The 24,183-nt window shown below is 62.1% G+C and carries 18 protein-coding genes; 14 read left to right on the forward strand and 4 right to left on the reverse strand.

The window, feature by feature from the left end:
- Positions 1-87 precede the first annotated feature (87 nt).
- From EI290_RS08045 to EI290_RS08075, 7 genes are all read left to right on the forward strand, one after another.
- On the forward strand, positions 88-1,284 hold the full coding sequence (locus tag EI290_RS08045) for a lactonase family protein (protein ID WP_125428511.1): 1,197 nt from the start codon (positions 88-90) through the stop codon (positions 1,282-1,284).
- Between the two features lie 366 nt (positions 1,285-1,650).
- A complete protein-coding gene (locus EI290_RS08050) occupies positions 1,651-2,163 on the forward strand; it encodes a hypothetical protein (RefSeq protein WP_125428513.1) in 513 nt (170 codons plus the stop codon).
- Between the two features lie 331 nt (positions 2,164-2,494).
- Complete coding sequence (locus tag EI290_RS08055) at positions 2,495-3,100, forward strand: REP-associated tyrosine transposase (RefSeq protein ID WP_125428515.1); 606 nt, start codon at positions 2,495-2,497, stop codon at positions 3,098-3,100.
- Positions 3,101-3,390: 290 nt separating this feature from the next.
- Positions 3,391-4,857: a DNA/RNA non-specific endonuclease gene (locus tag EI290_RS22730; protein ID WP_246008890.1), complete on the forward strand. Its 1,467-nt coding sequence runs from the start codon at positions 3,391-3,393 to the stop codon at positions 4,855-4,857.
- Positions 4,858-5,114: 257 nt separating this feature from the next.
- The gene (locus tag EI290_RS08065; protein ID WP_125428517.1) at positions 5,115-6,275 is read left to right on the forward strand and encodes an MFS transporter; all 1,161 of its coding nucleotides are present in this window, start codon (positions 5,115-5,117) and stop codon (positions 6,273-6,275) included.
- An 88-nt stretch (positions 6,276-6,363) separates the two neighbouring features.
- Positions 6,364-7,473 carry an AI-2E family transporter gene (locus EI290_RS08070; protein WP_125428519.1) on the forward strand — a complete coding sequence of 370 codons (1,110 nt, stop codon included), beginning with the start codon at positions 6,364-6,366 and terminating at the stop codon, positions 7,471-7,473.
- 128 nt (positions 7,474-7,601) lie between these two features.
- Entirely contained in the window at positions 7,602-8,201 is a 600-nt protein-coding gene (locus tag EI290_RS08075; protein ID WP_246008891.1) for a glutathione peroxidase, read from the forward strand.
- Positions 8,202-8,370: 169 nt separating this feature from the next.
- Here the strand turns inward: EI290_RS08075 and EI290_RS08080 are convergent, their stop codons facing one another.
- Positions 8,371-9,957 (reverse strand): alpha-N-arabinofuranosidase, encoded by a 1,587-nt coding sequence (locus tag EI290_RS08080; protein ID WP_317127466.1) that lies wholly within the window; start codon positions 9,955-9,957, stop codon positions 8,371-8,373.
- A 514-nt stretch (positions 9,958-10,471) separates the two neighbouring features.
- Here EI290_RS08080 and EI290_RS08085 point away from each other — a divergent pair.
- Together EI290_RS08085 and kduI are read left to right on the forward strand one after the other, a co-directional pair.
- Positions 10,472-11,236 (forward strand): SDR family oxidoreductase, encoded by a 765-nt coding sequence (locus EI290_RS08085; RefSeq protein WP_246008892.1) that lies wholly within the window; start codon positions 10,472-10,474, stop codon positions 11,234-11,236.
- Positions 11,237-11,347: 111 nt separating this feature from the next.
- Complete coding sequence (gene kduI / locus EI290_RS08090; protein ID WP_125428525.1) at positions 11,348-12,166, forward strand: 5-dehydro-4-deoxy-D-glucuronate isomerase; 819 nt, start codon at positions 11,348-11,350, stop codon at positions 12,164-12,166.
- 82 nt (positions 12,167-12,248) lie between these two features.
- Here the strand turns inward: kduI and EI290_RS08095 are convergent, their stop codons facing one another.
- From EI290_RS08095 to EI290_RS08105, 3 genes are read right to left on the reverse strand one after another with little or no spacing between them, the layout of a single operon-like run.
- A complete protein-coding gene (locus EI290_RS08095; RefSeq protein WP_125428527.1) occupies positions 12,249-14,153 on the reverse strand; it encodes a DUF294 nucleotidyltransferase-like domain-containing protein in 1,905 nt (634 codons plus the stop codon).
- Positions 14,146-14,850, reverse strand: coding sequence for a 3'-5' exonuclease (locus tag EI290_RS08100; RefSeq protein WP_125428529.1), 705 nt, complete (start codon positions 14,848-14,850; stop codon positions 14,146-14,148). Before EI290_RS08100 ends, EI290_RS08095 begins: the two co-directional genes overlap by 8 nt.
- 9 nt (positions 14,851-14,859) lie before the next feature.
- Positions 14,860-15,966, reverse strand: a complete 1,107-nt coding sequence (locus EI290_RS08105) for a LacI family DNA-binding transcriptional regulator (RefSeq protein WP_125428531.1) — start codon at positions 15,964-15,966, stop codon at positions 14,860-14,862.
- Between the two features lie 391 nt (positions 15,967-16,357).
- On the opposite strand from EI290_RS08105, the gene EI290_RS08110 reads away from it, so the two are divergent.
- The 5 genes from EI290_RS08110 (at position 16,358) to tal (ending at position 24,106) form a co-directional block, all read left to right on the forward strand.
- Positions 16,358-18,457: an alpha-L-arabinofuranosidase C-terminal domain-containing protein gene (locus EI290_RS08110; RefSeq protein ID WP_125428533.1), complete on the forward strand. Its 2,100-nt coding sequence runs from the start codon at positions 16,358-16,360 to the stop codon at positions 18,455-18,457.
- A 15-nt stretch (positions 18,458-18,472) separates the two neighbouring features.
- A complete protein-coding gene (locus EI290_RS08115; protein WP_125428535.1) occupies positions 18,473-19,447 on the forward strand; it encodes a glycoside hydrolase family 43 protein in 975 nt (324 codons plus the stop codon).
- 59 nt (positions 19,448-19,506) lie between these two features.
- Entirely contained in the window at positions 19,507-20,502 is a 996-nt protein-coding gene (locus tag EI290_RS08120) for an arabinan endo-1,5-alpha-L-arabinosidase (protein WP_221766240.1), read from the forward strand.
- A gap of 159 nt (positions 20,503-20,661) precedes the next feature.
- On the forward strand, positions 20,662-22,713 hold the full coding sequence (gene tkt, locus EI290_RS08125) for a transketolase (RefSeq protein WP_125428537.1): 2,052 nt from the start codon (positions 20,662-20,664) through the stop codon (positions 22,711-22,713).
- Between the two features lie 256 nt (positions 22,714-22,969).
- Positions 22,970-24,106: a transaldolase gene (gene tal, locus EI290_RS08130; RefSeq protein ID WP_125428539.1), complete on the forward strand. Its 1,137-nt coding sequence runs from the start codon at positions 22,970-22,972 to the stop codon at positions 24,104-24,106.
- The last annotated feature ends 77 nt before the right edge of the window (positions 24,107-24,183 follow it).

The raw sequence follows: 24,183 nt of genomic DNA on the forward strand, positions 1-24,183 counted from the left end.
GGCCGCGCCGGCCTCTGAGTTTGTTTCCACTCCCCAGGGGCCGGCGCGGCCCGCTTTCGGGGCATACTGGTCCTTATCTTTCTGTCGATGCACCCTACTCCCACCACCACCTTCAGCCGCCGCCGCTTCCTCTACACCATTGGGTTGGGCGCGGCGGGCACCCTGCTGCTGCCCGCCTGCCTGCGGGGCGGCTCCGCTTCCGGGGCGGGCTCCTGCCTGGTGTACGTGGGTAGCTACGGCCCCGCGGAGCAGGACAACATCTGGCTGTACCGGCTGGATACGGCTACCGGCGGCCTTACCCGCGTGGCCGGAGCCCGGGGCGGGGCGGCGCCCTCCTACCTCACCGTGGATGCCCGCCGCCGTTTCCTCTACGCCGTGAATGAGGTGGACAACTACCAGGGCACGCCCAACGGGGGCGTTAGTGCTTTTGCCATCAACCCGCAGAGCGGGGGCCTTACGCTGCTGAACCAGCAGGCTTCGGGCGGCACCATTCCGTGCTTTATCAGTCTGGATGCGCCGGGCCGGCACGCCCTGGTGGCCAACTACGGCAACGGCACGGTGGCGGCCCTGCCCCTGGCCCCGGATGGCACCCTGCAGCCGGCTTCGTCGGTGGACCAGCATACGGGCCGGGGGCCGCACAAAAATCAGGCAAACGCCCGCGCCCACTGCATCCTGCCCGACCCGGCCGGCCGGTATTTCTTCGCCGTGGACCTGGGCACCGATACCGTGTACGGCTACACGCTGGAGCAGGGCCGCCTGCAGCGCCAGGCCACGCCGGCCTTCCAGGCCAAGCCCGGGGCGGGGCCGCGCATCCTCCGCTTCCACCCCAGCCGGCCGCTGGCTTTCCTCATCAACGAGCTGGATTCCACGCTTACCTCCCTGGCCTACGATGCCCGCCAAGGTACGCTGCGCGAAATCCAGACGGTGCCCTGCCTGCCCGCCGGTTTCAGCGGCTGGAACGCCTGCGCCGACGTGCAGGTGTCGCCGAACGGCCGCTTTGTGCTGGGCTCTAACCGGGGCCACAACAGCTTGGCGGTGTTTGCCCTGGACGAAGGCAGCGGCCGCCTCGCGCTGGTGGAGCACGTGATGCTGCCCGGCAAAACGCCCCGCAGCTTCACCTTCGACCCCAGCGGCCGGGTGGTGCTGGTGGCGCACCAGCAGTCCGATACCATCGTTACCTACTTTGCCGATGCCCGCACCGGCCGCCTCACGCCTACTGGCACCAGCGTACCGCTACCGGCTCCCGTGTGCCTGCAGGTGTACCCCGATTTCCTGCCCCGCTAGGAGTCGGCGTTTTGCCGGAGCGCCCTCAAAACGTCACCCGAAGCTGTTTAGGGTGTGTGGACAGTCGGTAAAAAAGCATCACAAAGGCCGTCATGCTTCATCTGGTGTCCGCTTGTCGAAGCATCTCTACCGCTGACTAATCATTTGTCATCCCAACGAAGCGGTAGAGATGCTTCGGCTGCGCTCAGCATGACGACCTTTTATCTGACTGTCCACAAGCCTAGGAGGTTTGACAGAACCAATCAAGACGTCCTAAACAGCTTCACCACAGCAATAAAATTGCCTGAACGATGCCGTTTCCGGACACGATTTTGGGCGACTCCGCGTTGGCCGGGCAGCGGGCCGTTAGCCGGCGTCCTTTTGTATATGCAACTGTTGGTACTTGCTGGTTTTCGACTGCGCCTGGTGTGGGTGCTGCTGGTGTTGCTGGGTACGCCGCTGGCACTGCGGGCCCAGCAGCCGGCCTCCGTACAGCGCCTCGACGAAAGCAACGGGTTTCGGGGGCTGCGTTTCGGAACGCCCCTGACGGAGGCGCTGCACCTGCGGCTGGTGCAGGACAAAGGCGACGAGAAGATATACGAGCGTACGGACGAGAACCTGCGCGTAGGTCAGTTTTCGGCGGCCCGCATTCATTACAAGTTCTACAAAGGGCAGTTTGCGGCCGTTACCATCATTGTGAAAGGGCCCGAGCACGCCCAGCGGGTACTGCCCATGTTTGAGGCTCTGTACGGTCCCGGCCGCCCCGATGGGTTCAGTCACAAGTGGCGGGGCCGGCAGGTGGCCCTCAGCTGCGCCTCCTGGAGCGAGGATAACGCCATCCTATCCATGAGCAGCCTGCTACTCACGGCCCAGATGCAGCAGGCCAAGGCCGGAAAGTAGCGCGCAGCGGAGTTGCGCGCACGAGCAGAGCGAGTATTGGAAGTAGGGGGCTTTTCCGGGTACTGGTCGGCGGCTCGTGCGCAAAGTAGCGCGCAGCTCCGCTTCGCGCACGAGCAAAGCGAGTTCCTACGCGGATGGAGCGGTACCGGGATACTCGCCTACGGCTCGTGCGCGAAGCGGAGCTGCGCGCTACTTTGCGCATGGACCGACGAGTACCCCAGTACTGCACCACAGGTATAGGTACTCGCCTACGGCTCGTGCGCGAAGCGGAGCTGCGCGCTACTTTTTGGCTGGCGTTGACATGTAGCCGGACTATGTGTTACTTGTGCAGATGGCTTTCACCCCTGCTGACCCGGCTTTCTACCAGCGTAACCTCCCGCATATGCTGCCGCCGGGCGGGAGTGTGTTTATCACGATTCGGTTGGCCGGGTCATTGCCGGCGGCGGTGGTAGAACAGCTCCGGGAGCAGTGGCAGTCCTTGGCGACGGATGAAGCATCGGAAGAAGAATCGTACGCTCGGCAAAAGCGCTATTTCGGACGGTTTGACCGGCTGCTCGACGCTCAGGCATATGGCCCCACGTGGTTGCGGCAACCAGCCATTGCAACGCTGGTGCAGAACGCTTTGCAGCATTACAACGGCCGCTGTTACGAACTGCTTTGCTACTGCCTCATGCCAAATCACGTCCACGTGCTACTGCGGTTACCGGACGACGCCCCGCCCCTGTTGCGGACGCTACAGTCATTCAAGAGCTATACCGCAACCCAGGCCAACAAACTCCTGCAGCGAACCGGTCAGTTCTGGCAGCGCGAGAGTTACGACCATCTGGTGCGCAACACCACAGAGTTCGACAATATTATCCGCTATATCCTGGAAAACCCCGTCAAAGCCGGATTAGTCAGCGACTGGGAGCAGTGGCCCTACAGCTTCTGCCAGTAGCACGCAACTCCGCTTCGCGCCCGCACCTTATGCCTGATACTCGCTTTGCTCGTGCGCCAGTAGCGCGCAGCTCCGCTTCGCGCACGAGCCGTAGGCGAGTATCCCGGTACCGCTCCATCCGCGTAGGAACTCGCTTCGCTCGTGCGCGAAGCGGAGCTGCGCGCTACTAGGTTCCCACGCGCCCGCACCTTTACACCCGATACTCGCCTACGGCTCATGCGCGAAGCGGAGCTGCGCGCTACTTTCCGGCCGGCGCGCTACATTCGCCGGGTAGTTCTGTCTTCTCCACTATGTACCGCTTCTCCCCGCTCCTGTTTGCTGGCCTGCTGCTCAGCCTCTCGGCCCCGGCCTGCTCCTCCAACTCGCCCGAAACGGTCGGCACGGCCCCGGTTGCGGATAGCCCGCCTGCCATTCCGGTGGAAACGCCGGCGCAGCAGGTGCCGGGGCGCTTCCCGGAAACCTTTGAGCAGGGCGGCAAGGGCGCGTATGCTGAAGGCGACGAGCAGTTGACCTCGGGCTCCTGGCACTTCACGGAGGCCCTCATCGGCTCCTCCGACCAGGACCACAAGCAGGGCGAACGGGCGGCCCGTCTGCGCGGCAAAGGGCGGCTGCGCATGAATTTCGATGCGCCCAGCGGGGTGCGCACTATCCGCATCAGCTCGGCGGCCTACGGCCAGGACGCGGCCAGCACCTGGGAGCTGTGGGGCAGCGTGGATGGGGGCCGCAGCTTCCGCCGCATCGGCAATCCGGTGCAGGCCAAGGGGGCGCGCCTGCTCACTACCACGTTTCAGGGCGTTACGCCCGGCCCGCTGCGGCTGGAAATCCGGAAAACAGATGGTGGTGACGGGCGCCTGAACATTGACGACATTGTGCTGGAAACGGCTACCGGCGCGGCCGTGACGGGCGGAGCAACGGTTGCCCCAGCCAGTGCGCCCAGCCCCCAACCCTCTACGGCAACCCCAGCCCCCAGCTCCCCCAACTCCCAGGCGCCTTCCACCGACAACGATAATATGGGCCTGGGCAACCCCAGCGGGGCTACGGCCAGCGTGAGCAGCCCCACCAACTACCTGCTGGTAAAGCCTCAATTTGCCATTGGCTACAACGCCCAGCGCGGCACACCCACTTGGGTGAGCTGGCACCTGGCCAGCACCGACATGGGCGCGGCCCCACGCCAGGATGATTTCCGCCCCGACCCGGCCCTGCCCCGGGAGTTTTACTCCGTTACGCGCAACTCCTACAGCGGCTCCGGCTTCGACAAAGGCCACAATTGCCCCTCCGCCGACCGTACCCGGGAGCTGGACGACAACTCGGCGACCTTCCTGATGACCAACATGATTCCGCAGGCCGCCAATAACAACCAGCGTACCTGGAGCAGCCTGGAGGAATGGACCCGCGCCCAGGTGCAGCGCGGGCAGGAGGTGTACGTGCTGATGGGCAGCTACGGCAAGGGCGGCACCGGCACGGCCGGCTTCAAAACCACCATCGACAACGGCCACGTAACCGTGCCTGCCCGGGTGTGGAAGGTGCTGGTGATATTGCCCGAAGGCACCAACGATGTGCAGCGCATTGCCGCCGGCCAGGCCCGCCTACTGGCCGTGGATACGCCCAACGACCAGTCCGTTAGCCCCGACTGGAGCCAGTACCGGGTGAGTGTGGATGCCATTGAAGCCGCTACCGGCCTGGATTTGCTTAGCAAGCTGCCTCTGGCGGCCCAGGACCGGCTGGAGGCGCTGGTAGATACCGCGCCGGTCCGGTAACCCCGTGCAGAACCACGTATTGCTGCTGCTGCAGTGCCCACTTCAGGCCCGCCCAGCTTCCCTGAAACCGTACGCGGTATACCTACCGCACCCGGAATATCAGTCTCTACCTCAGGCCGATAAACTATTCACGCTTTAGCGGCGTACCTTTGTGCTGACGCATCCCACCGCGTGGCGCAATTTTTCTCCGAAACTCCCACCCATTTCGCCTCTTACCGGGGCGGAATGGGTGTTTTTTTGACCACAAGCACCCTGCTATGCTTACCCAGACTCTTTCTTCCTCCGTTGTGCGGCCGCGCCACATTTACCGGCTGGCGGTGGGCGCCACCTTTCTGCTGCAGGGGCTGTGCTTCTCAACCTGGGCGGCGCGCATTCCAACGGTGCAGCAGCAGCTGGGCCTTACCGATACGGAGTTGGGCGGGGTACTGCTGGCCGTGCCCGTGGGCTCGGTTACCTCGCTGCCGCTTACCGGGTGGCTGGTGGCCCGCTTCGGCAGCCGGCTGATGTCGGTGCTGGGGGTACTGCTGTACGCGCTGGGGCTGCCGCTGCTGGGACTGGCTACCACTGTGCCGCAGCTGCTGGGGGCGCTGGTACTGTTTGGGCTGGCCAGCAACATGGCTAACATCAGCATCAATACCCAGGCCGTGGGGGTGGAAGGCTTGTACGGCAAGTCCATTATGGCCAAGTTTCACGGTATCTGGAGTCTGGCGGGGTTTGCCGGGGCGGCCATCGGCTCATTTATGATAGCCCACCACGTAGCCCCGCTGCCGCACTTCCTGCTGATGTCGGGGGTGGTGCTGGTGGGGCTGCTGGCGGCGCGGCCCTTCCTGCTGCCCCAGGATGCGCCCCGTGAGGCCGATGCCCCCATCTTTGTGCTCCCCGATAAGTCGTTGCTGCTGCTGGGGTTGCTGGCGTTCTGCTCCCTGCTCTGCGAGGGCACCATGTTCGACTGGAGCGGGGTGTATTTCCGCAAGGTGGTAGAAGCGCCCGCCTCTCAGGTGGGCTACGGGTTTGCTGCCTTTATGAGCACCATGGCAGCCGGCCGCTTTATTGCCGACTGGTTTACGGACCGGTTCGGGCGTAAGCGCACCCTCATCCTGAGCGGACTGCTGGAGGCCGCCGGGCTATTGCTGGCGGTGCTGGCTCCCGGTATTGTGCCGGCTACCGTTGGGTTTATGCTGGTGGGGCTGGGCGTATCGTCGGTGGTGCCGCTGGTGTACGGGGCCGCGGGCCGGTCCAAAACCATGGCAGCGGGTGTAGCCCTGGCGGCGGTATCAACGGTGGGGTTTGCCGGGTTTCTGCTAGGGCCGCCGCTTATTGGGCTGGTGGCCGGGGCTACCAGTCTGCGGGTTTCCTTTTCGCTGATTGCCGGCATGGGGCTGGTGGTAGCGTTGCTGGCCCGCCGGGTAGGAGCATAACGTGCTGCCCCCAGCAGGCGAGCTTCCGCGGCTCCGCTCGGAATGACGTTCTTTGGGGAAGCTTTTCCTCTACCTGTCTCCTCTCCTCATGCCGGCTTCCTCCGAAAATATTTACACCCCGCGCCAGCAATATGTACTGCTGATTGTGTGCCTGGTGGGGCTGGCCGTACTTATTCTGGTGGGTCTGGGCAGCTATATCACGGCCTTCCTGGGGGCGGGCATCCTGTACGTGGTGTTCCGGCCGTGGTTTCAGGCCCTGGTACACCGCTGGGGCTGGAACCGGCAGCTGGTTACAGCTGCGCTGCTTCTGTTTGCCTTCGTGGTGATTATCCTGCCCTTCACGGCCCTCACGCTTATGCTCGTGGACCGCATCCGGGACTATGCCCAGGATACCAGCCAGATTATGGTGGTGCTGCACAAGATTGAGCAGAAAACCGGCTACCGCTTCACCACCGAGCAGAACGTGCGGGGCCTGGTGCAGCAGACGGTGAGCTGGCTGAGTGCCCGCATTCCGTCCCTGGCCAGCGGCCTGCTGCATTTCACCGTCATCATCGGCCTGATGCTGTTTACTTTGTATTTCATGTTCACGCAGGAGGAGAGCTTTCTGCGGGGGCTGCGCCGCTACCTGCCGTTCCGCCCGGGTACCCTGCGGGAACTGGGCGAATCGTTGCGCAATACGGTGAATGCCAATGTACTTGGGCAGGCCCTCATTGCATTTGTTCAGGCAGTACTGACCGGCCTCACGCTCTGGGTATTTGGGGTACCCGATGCGCTGTTCTGGGGCACGGTGGCCTTTTTCACGGCCTTTATTCCGGTGCTGGGTACGCCCCTGGTGTGGGCACCAGCCGCAATTCTTAAGCTCACGCAGGGCCATACGGGGCAGGGCGTTGGTATTTTACTGGTGGGCGTTATCCTCATCATCAACATCGACAACCTGCTGCGCATTGTGCTGGCCCGGCGCATGGGCAACATCCACCCGCTTATTACCCTGGCCGGCGTGGTGCTGGGCGTAGAAATCTTCGGGATTCTGGGCCTGGTGCTGGGGCCGTTGCTGCTGTCTTATTTCACGGTACTGATAACGGTATTTGAGCGGGAGAACCGTATTCGGCAGCGCACCCGGGCCGGCGGCAGCCTCCTACCCGTACCGGAGTCCCAGGCCACCCTTCCCTCCCGGCACGACACCCCGGGGCAGCCCTAACCGGGACGTGGCCGCTTAGGGCTTTTCCAGCACAGAAGCGCCCGTATTTTTGCCATTCGCCGGGTCAGGCGCTACGCCCCGTGCGCTAGCACCCGGTATTCCCAACACTGTTTATTCCCTTTTTCCGCATGACTTCATTCCGCCAGAAAGCCCTCAAGTTGCTGTACCCGCTCATTATGCGGCTATCCAAATCAAGCAGCCGGGGCAAGGTGCTCACCAACCAGCAGCAGGTAGCCGGCCCGGTTTCGTTCTATCAGCTCGACGGCCAGCTCAACAGCGGCCAGCACCTGCCGTTTCGGGAGTTGCAGGGCAAGAAGGTTTTGCTGGTGAATACGGCTTCCAACTGCGGCTATACCAACCAGTACCAGGAGCTGCAGCAGCTTGCTGAACAGTTCAAGGATGAGCTGGTGGTGCTGGGTTTCCCGGCCAATGATTTTGCTGAGCAGGAAAAAGCCGACGACAAGGCTATTGCGCAGTTTTGCCAGGTGAATTTTGGCGTATCCTTCCCGCTCATGAAGAAAAGCGTGGTGGTAAAGCAACCCGACCAGCATCCGGTGTACCAGTGGCTTTCCGACGCCGCCCGCAACGGCTGGAACGAGCAGGCCCCCGACTGGAACTTCTCCAAGTACCTCGTCGGCGCCGACGGCCGCCTGCTCCACTACTTTGGCCCCGCTGTTTCCCCACTCAGCGACACCGTCACTGACAGCATCAAAGCCGCCGGCAAGTAACCCAGCTGCCTTGGCAGGGTTACCGGCTTTGGGTTGGTTCCATACGAGAAATAAGAACGTCCTTCCGCGCGCCGCCGAGGAAGGACGTTCATTTTCGGTAACTCTCCACACAATCTAGTAGAGGCTCAGAGTGTAAAAAGCGGCTGGGGCAGCATGAGGCGGCCCGCTCCTACTTCAGCTCCAGCACCACCACCGATTTGGCAGGCAGCGTTACGGCCAGGTTGCTGCCTTTTTTCTTTGCGCCTTTAAAATCGGCCAGCTGCACGTTGGTGGGCTTATCGAAGGTGTTGTAGTCGGCTACGGTGGCCGAGGTGAGGATGCGGCCCGACACCGATTTCCAGCTTACGCCAGGCAAGGTAGTTTCCAGCGTCAGGGGCTTGTTGGGGTCCAGGTTGACGAGGGAAATATGCACTGCCCCGTTCTTGTCCTTCGAGGCCGAGGCGTTCAGAGCCGGAATTTTCTCTCCATTCAGCACGTAGTCGGGGCTCTGGAACTGCAGGGGCAGATACTGCGCATCCTGATGCACCTGGTACAGGTCGAAGACGTGGTAGGTGGGCGTGAGCAGCATCCGCTCCTTATCGGTGAGAATAACGGCCTGAAGCACGTTGATAGCCTGGGCCAGATTGGCCCCACGTACCCGGTCACAGTGGTTGTTAAAGATGTTGAGCGTGGTGCCGGCCAGCAGCGCGTCGCGCAGGGTGTTCTGCTGGTATAGGAAGCCGGGGTTGGTACCAGGCTCCACGTCCGTCCACACGCCCCACTCATCCACCAGCAAGGCCACCTTTTTGTCCTTATCGTACTTGTCCATGATGGCCGCGTGCTTGGTCACAATGGCCTCCATGCGCAGGCCGTTACGCAGCGTGTTGAAGTACTCCTGCTCCCCGAAGCCGGTGGCTTTGCCCTTGCTGCCGCTCCAGCTGCCGGTGGGCAGGGTGTACTGGTGCAGGGTAAGGCCCCACATCTGGTTAAGCGGAATGCGTTTCATGCAGGTTTCCGTCCAGTTGGCATCGTCGCCGTTGGCCCCGCTCACAATCTTCTTGAGGGGCGGTGAGGCGGGGTAGTTATGGGCGAAGGTGGCGTAGCGCTTGTACACATCGGTGTAGTACTCGGCCGTCATGTTGCCGCCGCAGCCCCAGCTTTCATTGCCGATGCCCCACCAGCTTACTTTGTAGGGCTCCGGGTGGCCGTTTTTGCGGCGTTCCAGCACCAGCGGGGTATCGTCGTTGGAGTTGAGGTATTCCATCCAGCCGGCCATTTCCTGCACGGTGCCGCTGCCCACATTGGCCGCCAGGTACGGCTCGGTGCCCAGCAGCTGGCATAGCTCCAGAAATTCGTGCGTCCCGAAGCTATTGTCTTCCAGGTTGTTGCCCCACCACATATTGAGCATTTTGGGCCGCTGGGCCGTGGGCCCTACTCCGTCGTGCCAGTGGTAGGTATCGGCAAAGCAGCCGCCGGGCCAGCGCAGGTTGGGAACATGAATTTTCTGCAGAGCCCGCACCACGTCCATGCGGATGCGACCCTGCTTGGGCACGTTCAGCTTCTCATCCACCCAAATGCCGTCGTAGATGCAGCGGCCCAGGTGCTCGGCAAACTGCCCCTGAATGTGCTTGCTGATGAGGAGTTTCGGGTCGCCGGGCTGCACGGTCAGCTGCACGGTTTGGGCCGAAGCCAGCAGAGAGGTAAGGCTAAGCGCAGCCAGCAAGCCAGTGTGCGGCACGTGCCAGCGCAGGCGGGAAAACGAACGGATGGACAGCACAACTACACGGAATTGGTGGGACAGAAAAAACAGCCCTTCTGCCGTATTTCAGCAAAATGAATGACCTGAAAGTGGGCAAGTGGGTTTAGAAGCCGTAAATTGCCATTTTTAAACACAATCGTTTGTGTTTGACTAAAGTATTTTTTTGTGCAACCTGCTCGGCATTTTCTCCCGGTTGCTGCTGGCGCAGCACCCGGCACCCTACCAGGGGTAGTAGCTTACATCATGTTTCGGCAGTTCATGTAGCTATGTACCTGTGTATGCAGCTACTTTTAGGCACCGGTGCTTTGCTGCCCCCCGCCACCGCGTCGCACGGGTCCGGCCTCTCGCCTACTCCGCCGCTAAGCCCGGTTGCGGCTGCTTTATCCCCGCGTTTGTGCGCCGGGCCTGCTGCACCCGAACCGGCAGTTAACCGCACCAACGGCAAAGGATGGAGCCCGGAGGCGCAGCTAACCGGTTGCATGGGTCCGATGCTGTTTTCCGCTGTTCAATCTCACTTCCTAGCTTTCTTTCCGTGACTTCATCTTTTGATCTGACCGGTAAAATTGCCCTCGTAACGGGCTGTAACAAAGGCATTGGCCAGGGCATGGCCCTGGGGCTGGCCGAGGCCGGCGCCGACATCATTGGCGTATCGGCCACGCTGGCCCTGAGCGGCTCCGAAACCGAGCAGAAGGTGCAGGCCCTGGGCCGCAGCTTCACCGCCTATCAGGCCGATTTCAGTCAGCGGGCCTCCCTGGATGCGTTTCTGGCGCAGGTCATGCTGGACTTCCCGCGCATTGATATTCTCATCAACAATGCCGGCACCATCAAGCGCGCCCCCGCCGCTGAGCACAGCGACGAGCTGTGGGACGAGGTGCTGCAGATTAATCTGGATGCTCCGTTCCGGACGGCCCGGGCCATTGGGGGCCGTATGCTGGAGCAGGGGGCCGGCAAAATCATCTTTACGGCTTCTTTGCTCACGTTTCAGGGCGGCATCAACGTGCCGGGCTACGCGGCCAGTAAAGGCGCTATTGGCAGCGTGGTGAAAGCCCTAGCCAACGAGTGGGGCGGGCGCGGCGTGAACGTCAATGCCATTGCCCCCGGCTACATTGCCACCGACAACACCACCGCCCTGCGCCAGGACCCCGACCGTTCCCAGAGCATTCTGGGCCGTATCCCGGCCGGCCGCTGGGGCACCCCCGAGGACTTTAAAGGCCCCACCGTGTTCCTGGCCTCCGCCGCCGCCGACTACATTCACGGCACCATCCTGACCGTGGATGGCGGCTGGATGGGCCGGTAACGGTGAATGGGTGAAGTGGTGAAATTGTGAAGCGGCCTTAGCAGCTGACGAGCAACTCCACCCGCCAGATTCACCCATTCACAACTTCGCAAACTCACAATTTCACTCTGTATGCAACAACGCTTTGCTGTCGGCCCCCGCGAAACGGCGGCTATGCTCACTGCCGAACGGCGGGAACATTTCCTGATTGAAAACCTCTTCGTGGCCGGCGAAATCACCCTGGTATATACCCACTACGACCGGATGATTGTGGGTGGCGTGGCGCCCGGCGTTGCCCCGGTAGCCCTACCCAACCCCGGCGAGCTGAAAGCCACGTATTTCCTGGAGCGCCGTGAGCTGGGCATCCTCAACATTGGCCAGCCCGGGCAGATAACCGTGGATGGCACCACGTACCAGCTCGGCCACCAAGACTGCCTGTACGTGGGCCGGGGCTCCCGGGAAGTGCAGTTCAGCGGCAAAGGGGCCAGATACTACGTGCTGTCGGCGCCGGCGCACCACACCTACCCCACCACCCGCAAAACCCAGGCGGAGGCCACGCCGGTTGAAATGGGTACGCTGGAAACGGCCAATCAGCGCACCATCTACAAGTACATCTACTCGGAAGGTATCCAGAGCTGCCAGCTGGTCATGGGCCTCACTCAGCTCAAGCCCGGCTCGGTCTGGAATACTATGCCCTCGCACACGCACACGCGGCGCATGGAGGCCTACCTCTACTTCAACCTGCCCGAAAACCAGCGGGTACTGCACCTGATGGGGGAGCCGAGTGAAACCCGGCCGCTGTGGGTGAGCAACGAGCAGGCTATTCTGTCGCCGCCCTGGTCCATTCATACCGGCTGCGGCACCAGCCACTACGCCTTCATCTGGGGCATGGCCGGCGAAAACCTGGAGTATACCGACATGGACCCCGTGGGCATCTACGACCTGCACTAGCTACTGTAGAATTTCCATTTCCGGTAGCGTACCAATGCGTGCGTTGAAGCGTCAGCCGACGGCTTCAACGCACGCATTGGGGTTACAGCGTTTTGGTAAAGCTGACTTTGATTTTCAGCTGAAAATCGGCAATGACCTTAAAGATTTCCTTGAGCGTGACCTGCTCCACCTGGGTCAGGGTTTTGGGGTCAAGGTAGTTGGTGGGGGTTTCCCGGTCGTTGATGAGTTGGCGGGCCTGTTTCTGCAGGCGCATGCCCATCAGGTAATAGTAGGCCTGCAGCAGCTCCTGGTATTCCTGCTCCTTGAATACGCCCAGCTCCCGCAATCCGGCCAGCCGCCTCCCGGTGTTGGTTTCGAACACCTGGTGCCGCAGGGCATACACCCGCACCAGGTCCACGATGGGCGTCATGGCTTTTTTGAGGTCGAATACGCGCTGTCCTTCCTGCTCAAACGTACGAAACCGGCCCAGAAACGAGGTCAGCGGGGGCTCGTACTGCAGGGCGTTGCGGGTCATAAAAAACAGGAACCGGTCGAGGGGCTGGGCCAGCTCCTGCTGCAGAAACACGTGCAGCTCCTGCATCAGCCCGGCGTCGCCGTAGAGGTAGCGGCAGTCGAAGAACGTGGCCATCTGCATCACCGTTTCCGGGTTCGATTCGCTCATCCACTGTTGGTAGTTGCGCTTCCAGTGCGAGAGGGAGTGGGTCCACTTGGGATTCTTAGCCATGAAGCCGCCCGTGCAGAAGTGCAGGCCAATATGGTTCAGCTCGTCGGAAATGGCCGTGGCAAAGCGCAGAAACCAGGCCCGCACTTCCTCGCGGTGCTCATTGGCTTTGTCTTCGTAAATAATGGCATTGTCCTGGTCCGTTACCAGGGTCTGTTCCTGCCGGCCTTCACTGCCCAGCACCATAAACACGAAGCGCGCCGGCGCCGGCCCCTGCTCGGCCAGGGCCCGCTCAATCACCTTCAGCGAAATGGTATCCACCACGGTGCTAATCACCTGGTTAACGATGTCGGCCTTTACGCCCCGGCTCAGCAGCTGGTTTACAATATCAGGCACCATTTCCCAGCGGCGCTTCAGCTCCCGGGGGCTCTGGGCCAGCTTCACGGCCTGAATGAACATGAACGGCGACTGGGCTAAATCACTCAGCAGCTTGTTGCGGCTCAGAAACCCCACGTACTGGCCCGCCCGCTCCACCAGCAGGTAGCGGGTTTTGGTCTGAAACATGCGCAGCACGGCCTCATACACGTAGGCCTCTTCGGCAATGCTGACCAGCGGCGTAGCGGCCACCTCCTGCACCGGCCGGCGGGCATCGAGGCAGCGGGCAATAACGGCGTCGCGCAGGGTAATATCGGTGCAGTAGCCGGTAATGGCCTCCTGCGCATCCGTCACGAACAGGCAGCTGACTTTGGCGGCGGCCATGCGCCGGGCGGCCTCGAAAATGGGCAGCTGCCCCGGGCAGGTAACCAGCGCGCGTACTTCCAGCGTGCTGATGCGGCGCGAAAAGAGCTGATCGGCCACCAGGTAGTTCTGCTCGGGCGGGGCTACCGGCTTCACAAAGTGCGCGTACTCCTCATCGAGCATCCGTTCCCCGTAGCGGGCCGTGAAGTAGTGAAAGAACGGCTCGTAGGCCAGGCACAGGGCCCGAAAATCACGGCGGGGCAGCTGTAGTACGCGGGTGCCCTTGCGGACCAGCACGGTTCGCAGGGAGCGTTTTTTGTTGAGCAGAATGGACATGCCCCCGTAGCAGGTGCCCGGCCCGTAGGTTTCGGGCAGACGCCTGTGCTGCTCACTATCGTAGAAAAACGTTTCGTAGGCTCCTTCCGCCACAATATCCAGGCTGCGCAGTTTCGATACATCCTGCTGGTACAGCAGCTTCTCGGCCGGATAATGCACTTCTTCCAGCAGGCCTACCACTCCGCGCACTACCTCCTCGGGCAACAGATTGAACGGGGCCACCGTCCGCAGAAAAGCCAGTCGATTATCCATGCGCAAGACAGTATACCAGTACAAGAAATCCGGCCAGCGTGAGCAGCCAGGACCAGGGAAACCGGCGCGCGGAGCGCCCATTGGGCGGCAGTAAGGGGGGCTGCCCGTTCAGCACCGCATCCGAAATAATGCCCCGGCGGCGCAGCTCAAAAAAGCAGCGGGCCGTAGCCGCCGCGTCGGTTGCGGCATCGTGCAGGCGCTCCATGGGCTCGGCAAACAACAGCTCGTGCAGCTCGTGCAGGCGCAATGGGCGGCCGGGCGCCTCGGGGCGGACCGTGCGGCTCACCTGCATGGTGCAAAACTGTGGCAGCCCGGGCAAGGGGTTAGGCAGCCCGGCCCGCAGCAGAGCGGCTCCGGTTACGTGAAAATCCAGCTGCAGAAAGTGGCCGATTATTCGGGGACGGTACAGCTCCACGTCAGCCAGCAGGCGGCGCAGCGCGGCGGCTGGCTCCTGCCCCTGCGCCGCCAGAAACTCCGCCGTCAGGCCGTGAATAGCTATTGACTGCTTTGTCAGGCGGCCGGCGGGCACCTGCAGGTAGGCCTGCTCGGCTTTCAGCAGCTGGCCTGCCGGGGTGTATATTTCCCAGGCCAGCTGCGCAATGTTAGGCCACTCCCATTCCTCGGCATACGGGCGGTGCCAGCGGGCCGGCAGGCCCGTGGTTTCGGTGTCAATAAAGAGCAGATACTGCTGGGGCATGGGTGTAGGCTAGCGGGCGGCAGCTTTGGCGGCGCGCCTGCTGGCCGGGGCCGCCGGCTTCGCCTCCCGTACCGACGAGTTTCTGGTCAGCAACTCGGGGCGCAGCACAATTTGCCGGGGCGTAAAGGCGGTACCGTGGGCCTCAATCAGCTCCAGCAGCAGGCGCACCGTAGCCTGCCCCATTTCCTCGCAGCGCTGGTCGATGGTGGTGATGGTAGGCTCGGTAATAACAGTAAAGGCCTCATTACTGAACCCGGTAATGGCCACATCGGCGGGCACCTGTACGCCCTGGCGCTGAGCTTCCTGCATGGCGCCCAGGGCGCAGTAGTCGCCGGCCGAAAAAACGGCATCGGGTGGGTTGGGCAGGGCCAGCCAGGTACGCATTGCTTCCGCGCCTTCAGGCTGGGTCATGTCGGTAAACACAATCAGTTCCTCTTCCACGGGCAGGCCGGCTTCCCGCAGGCCCTCCAGGTAGCCCCGGTAGCGGTTTTTATAGATGGTAAGGTGCTGCGGCCCGGCCAGGTGGGCAATGCGGCGGCAGCCCTGGGCCACCAGGTGGCGGGTAGAAATCAGGGCCCCTTCCTGGTCGTCGAGCACAACGGCATTCACGTCCTCGCCCTCCATGCTACGGTCGAAGAACACCAGCGGCAGTCCCCGGCTTTGTACTTTCTCGAAGTGCCGGTAGCTGGTGGTCGTGCGCGACAAGGACACCATGATGCCGGCCACCTGGGCGCTGAGCAAGGCCTCAATGTTGCGCCGCTCCTGGGCGGCATCCTCGTGCGACTGGCAGATGATGACGTTATAGCCGGCTTTGCTGGCGGCCGTTTCAATGCCATGCACCACCGATGGGAAGAACCGGCCTTCTATGTAAGGTACAATAATGCCCAGCAGCTTGCTCTTGCCTTTGCGCAGAGCTGAGGCCAGCCGGTTAGGCTGATAGTTATATTTCTTGGCCAGCTTCAGTACCTTTGATTTCATTTCCGGCCCAATACTGTAATGGTCGCTGAGGGCCCGCGAAATGGTAGTCATGGACACGCCCAGTTCCCGGGCCAGGTCGGCCATAGAGACGGGCGTGTTGGAGGTGGGAGCAGCGGAGGTTTTCTTACGAGAAGCCATAGAAGAGGCAATACACAATGCTTTGTGTAAATAAGCAATTTTCTTTCGGGTATACTCCGCTTTTATCCGAGCAGCTGATACCACTCTGACGTGGTGCGGCCGTTGCAGCAGCAACTGTTGCCAGTATTAGCTACCGGTAGTAAAGATATAGCAATTTGCGGCACAAGCAGGCATTTTATTCTATGAACGGTTGCGTGACACCCCGGTCAGGCACAGCCCAGACCAGCAGATGCTGCCCCCGCGCTGCCCGGAGTTGATACGGAAAAATTAAATAGTGACTCCTTACACAATCGTTTGTGCAAATAAGTTATTATACTTGACCCATCATTAGCCCTTGCGGGACTCGCCGGGTGCCAGCTGCTCCACTACTGCTCATTCCAATTTCCTTCGTATGCCCACGATTTTTCCCACCCGTGCCCTTTGCTGGGCAGCTTCCCTGGGCCTGAGTGGCTCCTTACTTACCACGTTACCGGCCCTGGCCCAGACGGCGCCCCTTGCCCTCACCGTGCAGGTAAATAAGCCCGGCGCACCCATTGCCAAAACCATGTACGGGCTGTTTTTCGAAGATATCAACTTCGCCGCCGACGGCGGGCTGTACCCGGAGCTGGTCAAGAACAAGTCGTTCGAGCTGGATGAGCACCTACTGGGCTGGCGCGGCATTCGGGGGGCGGCGGCCCTATCTACCTATACCGTTTCCAACCAGCAGCCCATCAGTGCCACCAACAACCACTTCCTGCGCCTGACAGCCGCCACGGCCAGCCCCGATGCCGGCTTCATTAATGAGGGGTTCCGGGGCATGGGCGTGAAACAGGGCGGCGAGTACACATTTTCGGTGTACCTGCGCAAGGGCGCGGGCGGCGTGAGCGGCCTGAACGTAACGCTGGAAGAAGGCGGTGCGGGAGCCGGCCCCGAAGCAGGGCCTTCGGGCAAAACCCTGGCCCAGGAACGCATTACCGGCCTCACCACCGAGTGGAAAAAGTACAGCGTGGTGCTGAAATCGGCGGGCACGGCGGCCCGGGCGCGGCTAAAGCTGACGCTGGAAGGGGCCGGTACGCTGGACCTGGACGTGGTTTCGCTGTTCCCTAAAGATACCTACAAAAACCGGGAAAACGGCCTGCGCACCGACCTGGTGCAGCTGCTCAAGGACATGAACCCCGGCTTTCTGCGCTTCCCCGGAGGCTGCATCGTGGAGGGCCGCAACCTCACTGAGCGGTACCAGTGGAAGGAAACCATCGGCGACGTGGCCTCCCGGGTGCCGCTGGTAAACCGCTGGAATATGGAGTTCAAGCACCGCTCCACCCCCGACTACTACCAGTCGTTCGGGCTGGGCTTCTTCGAGTATTTCCAGCTTTCCGAGGACATTGGGGCCGAGCCCGTGCCGATTCTGAACGTGGGTATGGCCTGTCAGTTCAACTCGGCGGAGCTGGCCCCGATTGGCGGTACCGCTGCGGCCGGCCCCAACGCCGGCTCCCCCCACAACCACGAGGACGATGACCCCACGCTGGAAACCTTTATTCAGGATGCGCTGGATTTGATTGAGTTTGCCAACGGCCCGGCCAGCAGCCCCTGGGGTGCCCGGCGCGTGGCCATGGGCCACGCCGCACCGTTCAACCTCAAGTACATCGGCATTGGCAACGAGCAGTGGGGCCCCCAGTACCTGGAGCGCTACGAGCCGTTTATGAAAGCCATTAAGGCCAAGTATCCTACCATTAATATCGTATCCAGCGCGGGCCCCAGCCCCGACGGGGAGTTGTTTGAGAAAGCCAGCAAGCGGCTGCGCGAGTTAAAGGCCGAGGTAATTGATGAGCATTACTACGCCAAGCCTGAGTGGTTCCGCCAGAACGTGGGCCGCTACGACAACTACCCTACCACCGGCACCAAAATTTTTGCCGGCGAGTACGCCGCCCAGAGCGTGGCCATCGGCAGCCCCGACAACAAAAACAGCTGGGACTGCGCCATTTCGGAGGCAGCTTTCATGACCGGCCTGGAGCGCAACGCCGATAAGGTGGTTATGGCCTCCTACGCCCCGCTTTTTGCCCACGTGGATGCCTGGCAGTGGACCCCGGACATGATCTGGTTTGATAACCTGAAAGCTTACGGTACGCCCAACTACTACGTGCAGAAGATGTACTCCACCAACCCCGGCACCACCATGCTGCCCGTGCAGCGCGCCGCCGGGGCCAAAAACGGCCAGGACAACCTCTTCAGCAGTGCCACCGCCGACGATAAAACGGGTGACATCCTTGTGAAGCTGGTGAACTACTCGCCTGAGGCCCGGCCCGTGACCATTGCCCTGCAGGGCGTGAAGAAGCTGGGTAAAGCCGGCCGCGCCACCGTACTGGCCAGCCCCGACCTGAACGCCGTGAACAGTCTGGAGCAGCCTATGAATGTGGCGCCCAAAGAAGAATCCTTCCAGATTTCTTCCCCGAACGTCACCTATACCCTGGCCCCGAACTCCTTCACGGTGCTGCGGATTCCCGGCAAACGCTAAGCGACAGACAGACCCATGAAAAACGCTCCGCTTATTGGGTGGGTAGCTGGTTTGTTGCTGGCTGCCCCCAGGCTGGTGCTGGGCCAGGCGGCTCCGGTGCCCGTAGCCGGCAACCCCATCATCAAAGATAAGTACACCGCCGACCCCAGTGCCCTGGTACACAAGGGCACCGTGTACCTCTATGCCGGCCACGACGAGGCTCCGGCGCCTGAGCAGCGCTACGTGATGCATGAGTGGCTATGCTATTCTTCCCAGGACATGGTGCACTGGCAGGAGCACCCCTCCCCCCTGAACGTGAAAGCCTTTGCCTGGGCCAAGGACGATGCCTGGGCCTCGCAGGTGATTGAGCGCAATGGCAAGTTCTACTGGTACGCGGCCGTGGAGCACGGCTCTATTCCGGGCAAAAGCATCGGCGTGGCCGTGGCGGATAGTCCCACGGGGCCGTTCAGGGACGCTCGGGGCTCAGCCCTGATTACCAACAACATGACCGAGAGTAAGATCAGCTGGGATGATATTGACCCCACGGTTTTCATCGACAGCAAGGGCCAAGCCTACCTGTACTGGGGCAACACCAACTGCTACTGGGCTAAGCTGAAACCCAACATGACGGAGCTGGACGGCCCCATCAACAAAGTACCCAACCTGCCTGGCTTTACGGAAGCGCCCTGGGTGCACCAGCACAACGGCTGGTACTACCTCAGCTACGCCTACCAGTTTCCTGAAAAACTAGCCTACGCCATGAGCCGCAGTATTGAAGGGCCCTGGGAGTTCAAAGGGCTGCTGAATGAGGTAGCCGGCAACTCCAATACCAACCATCAGGCCATCATCGACTTCAAAGGGCAGTCGTATTTCATCTACCACAACGGCAGCATCCCCACCGATGGGGGCAGCTTCCGCCGCTCCGTCTGCGTGGATTACCTGTACTACAACAAGGACGGCACCATCAGACGGGTGCAGATGACCACGGAAGGCGTGCAACCCGCCCGCTAGAAGCCAACCCCGGCAACTTAGCCACGGACGGGTTTTCCTTTGCCTTAACACAATCGATAATGTTTTTATCAGCCTTCAAACTACACTGCGGGGCCCTGCTGCTTGGGGGAAGCCTGGCTGCTCAGGCCCAGAACATGCCGGCCCGTATTCCGGCCCACGACCCGGTGATGGCGCAGCAGAATGGCACCTATTACATGTTCTGCACCGGCAACGGCATTGCGGTGTGGTCGTCGAAGGACCGCCGGAACTGGCAGCCGGAAAAGGCCGTGTTTGCTGCCGCGCCGGCCTGGGCCGTGCAGGCCATTCCGGGCTTCAAGGGCCACATCTGGGCGCCCGATATTTCCTTTCATAACGGCACATACTACCTGTTTTACTCGGTTTCGGCTTTTGGCAAAAACACCTCCGCCATCGGACTGGCCACCAATAACACCCTCGACCCCACGGCCAAGGACTTCCACTGGACCGACCACGGCCGGGTGCTGCAGTCGGTGCCGGGGCGGGATATGTGGAATGCCATTGACCCCAACCTGATCCGGGACGAAGCGGGCCGCCCCTGGCTTGCCTTCGGCTCTTTCTGGGAGGGCATCAAGCTGGTGCAGCTTCGCCCCGACCTGACGGCCCCGGCCCAGCCGGAGCAGTGGCGTACCCTAGCCCGCCGCCCCCGCGCCCCCCAGCTCAACGACTCCTTGCCCGGCGACGGGGCCATTGAAGCACCGTTCATCTTCCGCAAAAACGGCTACTACTACCTGTTCACCTCCTTTGACTACTGCTGCCGGGGGCCGCAGAGCACCTACAAGATCATGGTGGGCCGCTCCAAAGCTATAACGGGCCCCTACGTGGATAAAGCCGGCGTGGCGCTGGAGCAGGGCGGCGGCACGCAGGTGCTGGCCGGCGACAAAAACTGGTTCGGGCTAGGACACAACTCGGTATATACCTTCGATAACGCCGATTACCTCGTGTTTCACGGCTACGACGCCGCCGACCAGGGCCGACCTAAGCTGCGCCTCGAACCCTTGGCCTGGGATGCGGCGGGCTGGCCGGTAGTGCGGCCTTAAACCTGCCGGGAATCACCTCTCCGTAATTTCCGAACCTCCCGGCTACCGGTACCGATTACGGTCCTTTTTTTCTGATGGCGGGCTTGCCGGGTAGTCCCTAAAGCACCTACTTCACAGCGCAACGCCCCGTTTTCTTCTTCCTTTTTTGCTTGTCTTGCCGTGACCAAACCTGCCAATTCCCTCGCTCAACAAAGCGTTAACACCATCCGCCTGCTGTCGGTGGATATGGTGCAGGCCGCCAACTCCGGCCACCCCGGCCTGCCCCTGGGCGCGGCTCCCATGGCCTACGTGCTGTTTTCCCGCATTCTGCGCTTCAACCCCCAGGACCCCAAGTGGCCCAACCGGGACCGGTTTGTGCTGTCGGCGGGCCACGGCTCGGCCCTGCTGTACAGCCTGCTGCACCTGTACGGCTACGAGTTGTCCCTGGAGGATCTGAAGGCGTTTCGCCAGCTGCACTCCAAAACCCCCGGCCACCCCGAGTCGAACCTGACGCCGGGCGTGGAAGTAACCACGGGGCCGCTGGGCCAGGGCTTCGCCAACGGGGTGGGCATGGCCATGGCCGAGGCTCACCTGGCGGCCGTGTACAACCGGCCCGGGCACACGCTGCAGGACCACTTCACCTACGCCCTTGTAAGCGACGGGGACCTGATGGAAGGCGTGGCCGCCGAAGCCGCCTCCCTGGCCGGTCACCTCAAGCTGGGCAAGCTCATCTACCTCTACGACGACAACGACATCTGCCTCGACGGGCCCACCAACCTCTCCTACACCGAGGATGCGCTGGCCCGCTTTGAGGCCTACGGCTGGCACACCCAGCGCGTGCCGGACGGCAATGACCTCGACGCCATTGAAGCCGCCATCCGAGCGGCCCAGCAGGAAACCGGGCGGCCTTCCCTGATTTCCGTTAAGACGATTATTGGCTACGGCAGCCCCCAGGAAGGCACCAGCAAGGTACACGGCTCCCCGTTGGGCCCCGACAACCTGAAAAAAGCCAAGGAATTCTTCGGCTTCGACCCCGAGGCTACGTTTGTGGTGCCCGAGCAGGTGCGTGCCCATTTGGCCGAAGCCGGCCAGCGCGGAGCAGCACTGCAGGCCCAGTGGCAACGGCAAACCGAGGCGTACCAGCAGGAGTTTGGAGCAGAGTGGGAACTGTTCCAGGCTTCGTTTGCGGGTGAGCTGCCCGCAGGCTGGGACGCCTCCCTGCCCGTTTTTACCGCCGCCGACGGCGCCCTGGCCACCCGCCAGGCTTCCGGCAAAGCCCTGAAGGCGCTGAAAAAGAGTGTGCCCTACCTGTTTGGGGGCTCTGCCGATTTGGCCAGCTCCAACGAAATGCCCACCAGCGGGGACGTGAGCTTCCAGCCGGGCAGCTACGAGCACAACAATGTGTGGTTTGGGGTGCGGGAGCACGCCATGGGCGGGGCCATGAATGGCCTGGCCCACCACGGCGGGGTGCGGCCCTACGGCGGCACCTTCCTCACCTTCTCCGACTACATGCGCGGGGCCATCCGCCTTACGGCCCTGGCCGAGTCCAGCGCCACGTTCGTGTTTACCCACGACAGCATTGGGCTGGGTGAGGACGGCCCTACGCACCAGCCGGTGGAGCAGGTAGCCGCGTTGCGCACTATTCCCAACATCATTGTGCTGCGCCCCGCCGACGCCAACGAAACAGTGGAAGCCTGGCGCGTGGCCCTTACCAAGCCCAAAAGCCCGGTGGTGCTCATCCTGTCGCGCCAGAAGCTGCCGGTGCTCGACCAGAGCCAGTTTGGCTCAGCCCGGGAGGGTGTAGCCAAAGGGGCCTACATCCTGCGCGAAGCCGAAAGCGGCCAGCCGGAACTACTTCTATTAGCCACCGGCTCAGAGGTTTCCCTGGCGCTGCAGGCCCAGGAGGCGTTGCAGCAGCAGGGCGTGGCGGCCCGGGTGGTGAGCATGCCCAGCTGGGAGCTGTTTGAGCAGCAGCCCAAGGCCTACCAGCACCAGGTGCTGCCGCCCGCCGTGCGCAAGCGCGTGGCCATTGAGGCCGGCTCGCCCCTGGGCTGGCACAAATACGCCACCGACGAAGGCACCGTTATGGCCATGAACCGCTTCGGCGAATCGGGCCCCGGCGAGGCCGTGATGGAGCTGTTTGGTTTCTCGGTGCAGAACGTGGTGAAGCAAGCCCGGTGGGTGCTGGCCGGTCAGCCGGAGGAAACGGAACCCAAGGAAATTCTGTCGTAGACCGTAAGTAGCTGCCGCGCGCCGCCTGTCATCCTGAGCGGAGCGAACGACCTTACCCCGGTTGGTTATGTATACCATAATCTCCCACACGTCATTCCGAGCTTGCCGAGGAATCTCGCCAGAGGGTAATCAAATTAGTTTGGCAAAGTCAGCACGCGAGATTCCTCGGCTCCGCTCGGAATGACGTGCAGGAGTACAAAGTCCTTCACAAGCTCAGCATGACGGCCTTTTGCTTTCATCTCATCACCCCTTCTACATGAACCCATTAGTTGCCATTCATAGCTTCGGCCAGAGCATCTGGCTGGATTACATTCGCCGCAATATTTTGCAGAACGGCGAGCTGCAGCGCCTGCTCACGGAAGACGGCGTGCGGGGCGTCACGTCCAACCCGGCCATCTTCGAGAAGGCCATTGCCGGCTCCGACGACTACGCCGACGACATTCGTCGTTTTGCCCGGGAGGGATTGTCGGCCGAGGAGATTTATGCCCGCCTGGCCGTGGCCGATGTGCAGGCGGCCTGCGACCTGCTTCGCCCCCTCTACGACCACCCCGAAAACGGCGGCGACGGGTACGTGAGCCTGGAAGTGTCGCCCAACCTGATTCATGACACCGAAGGCACCGTGGCCGAGGGCCTGCACTTCTGGCAGGAAGTAAACCGCCCGAACGTGATGATCAAAGTACCCGCCACCTGGGCCGGCCTGCCCGCCATCCGGAAGCTGATTGCGGCCGGCGTAAACGTGAATGTAACCCTGATTTTCAGCGTGGAGCGCTACCGTTTGGTGGCCGAAGCCTACCTGGCCGGCCTGGAAGACCGGGTGCGGGCCGGTGGCTCGGTGCAGCGGCTGGATTCGGTGGCCAGCTTCTTCCTTTCGCGCATTGATGTACTCCTTGATCCGCAGCTGGAGCAGTTGGCGGCTGCCGGCGGTGAGCAGGGTCAGCTGGCCGAAAGTTTGGTGGGGCAGGTGGCCATTGCCAGCGCCAAGCAAGCCTACACGGTGTACCAGGAGTTGTTTGCTGGCCCGCGTTGGGCTGCGCTGCAGGCGCAGGGCGCGCAACCCCAACGCCTGCTCTGGGCCAGCACCGGCAACAAAAACCCTAAGTACGATAACCTGAAGTACGTGGAGGCCCTCATCGGCCCGAACACGGTGAATACCATTCCGGTGGAAACCCTAGAGTTGTACCGCACCGGCGGCCAGCCCGCCAACCGCCTCGCCGAGCCGGTAGTCGTGGACGTGCTGGGCAGTCTGCCCCAACTCGGCCTCAACCTGGAAACCCTCACCGACCAGCTGGAGCAGGAAGGTGAGCAGAAGTTCACCGAGCCCTTCGGCAAGCTGCTGGCCGTGCTGGAACAGAAACGACTGGAAGCCCTGGCCGAAAGTCCGGCTGCCAACTAATCCCAAACCCACTGCGGGGAGCCGGCAAACGGCTCCCCGCTTTGTTTACCCCCTACCTTTGCCGCGCCCGGCCGCTT

Source organism: Hymenobacter metallilatus (assembly GCF_003944705.1).
In the GTDB taxonomy this organism is placed as follows: Bacteria; Bacteroidota; Bacteroidia; order Cytophagales; family Hymenobacteraceae; genus Hymenobacter; species Hymenobacter metallilatus.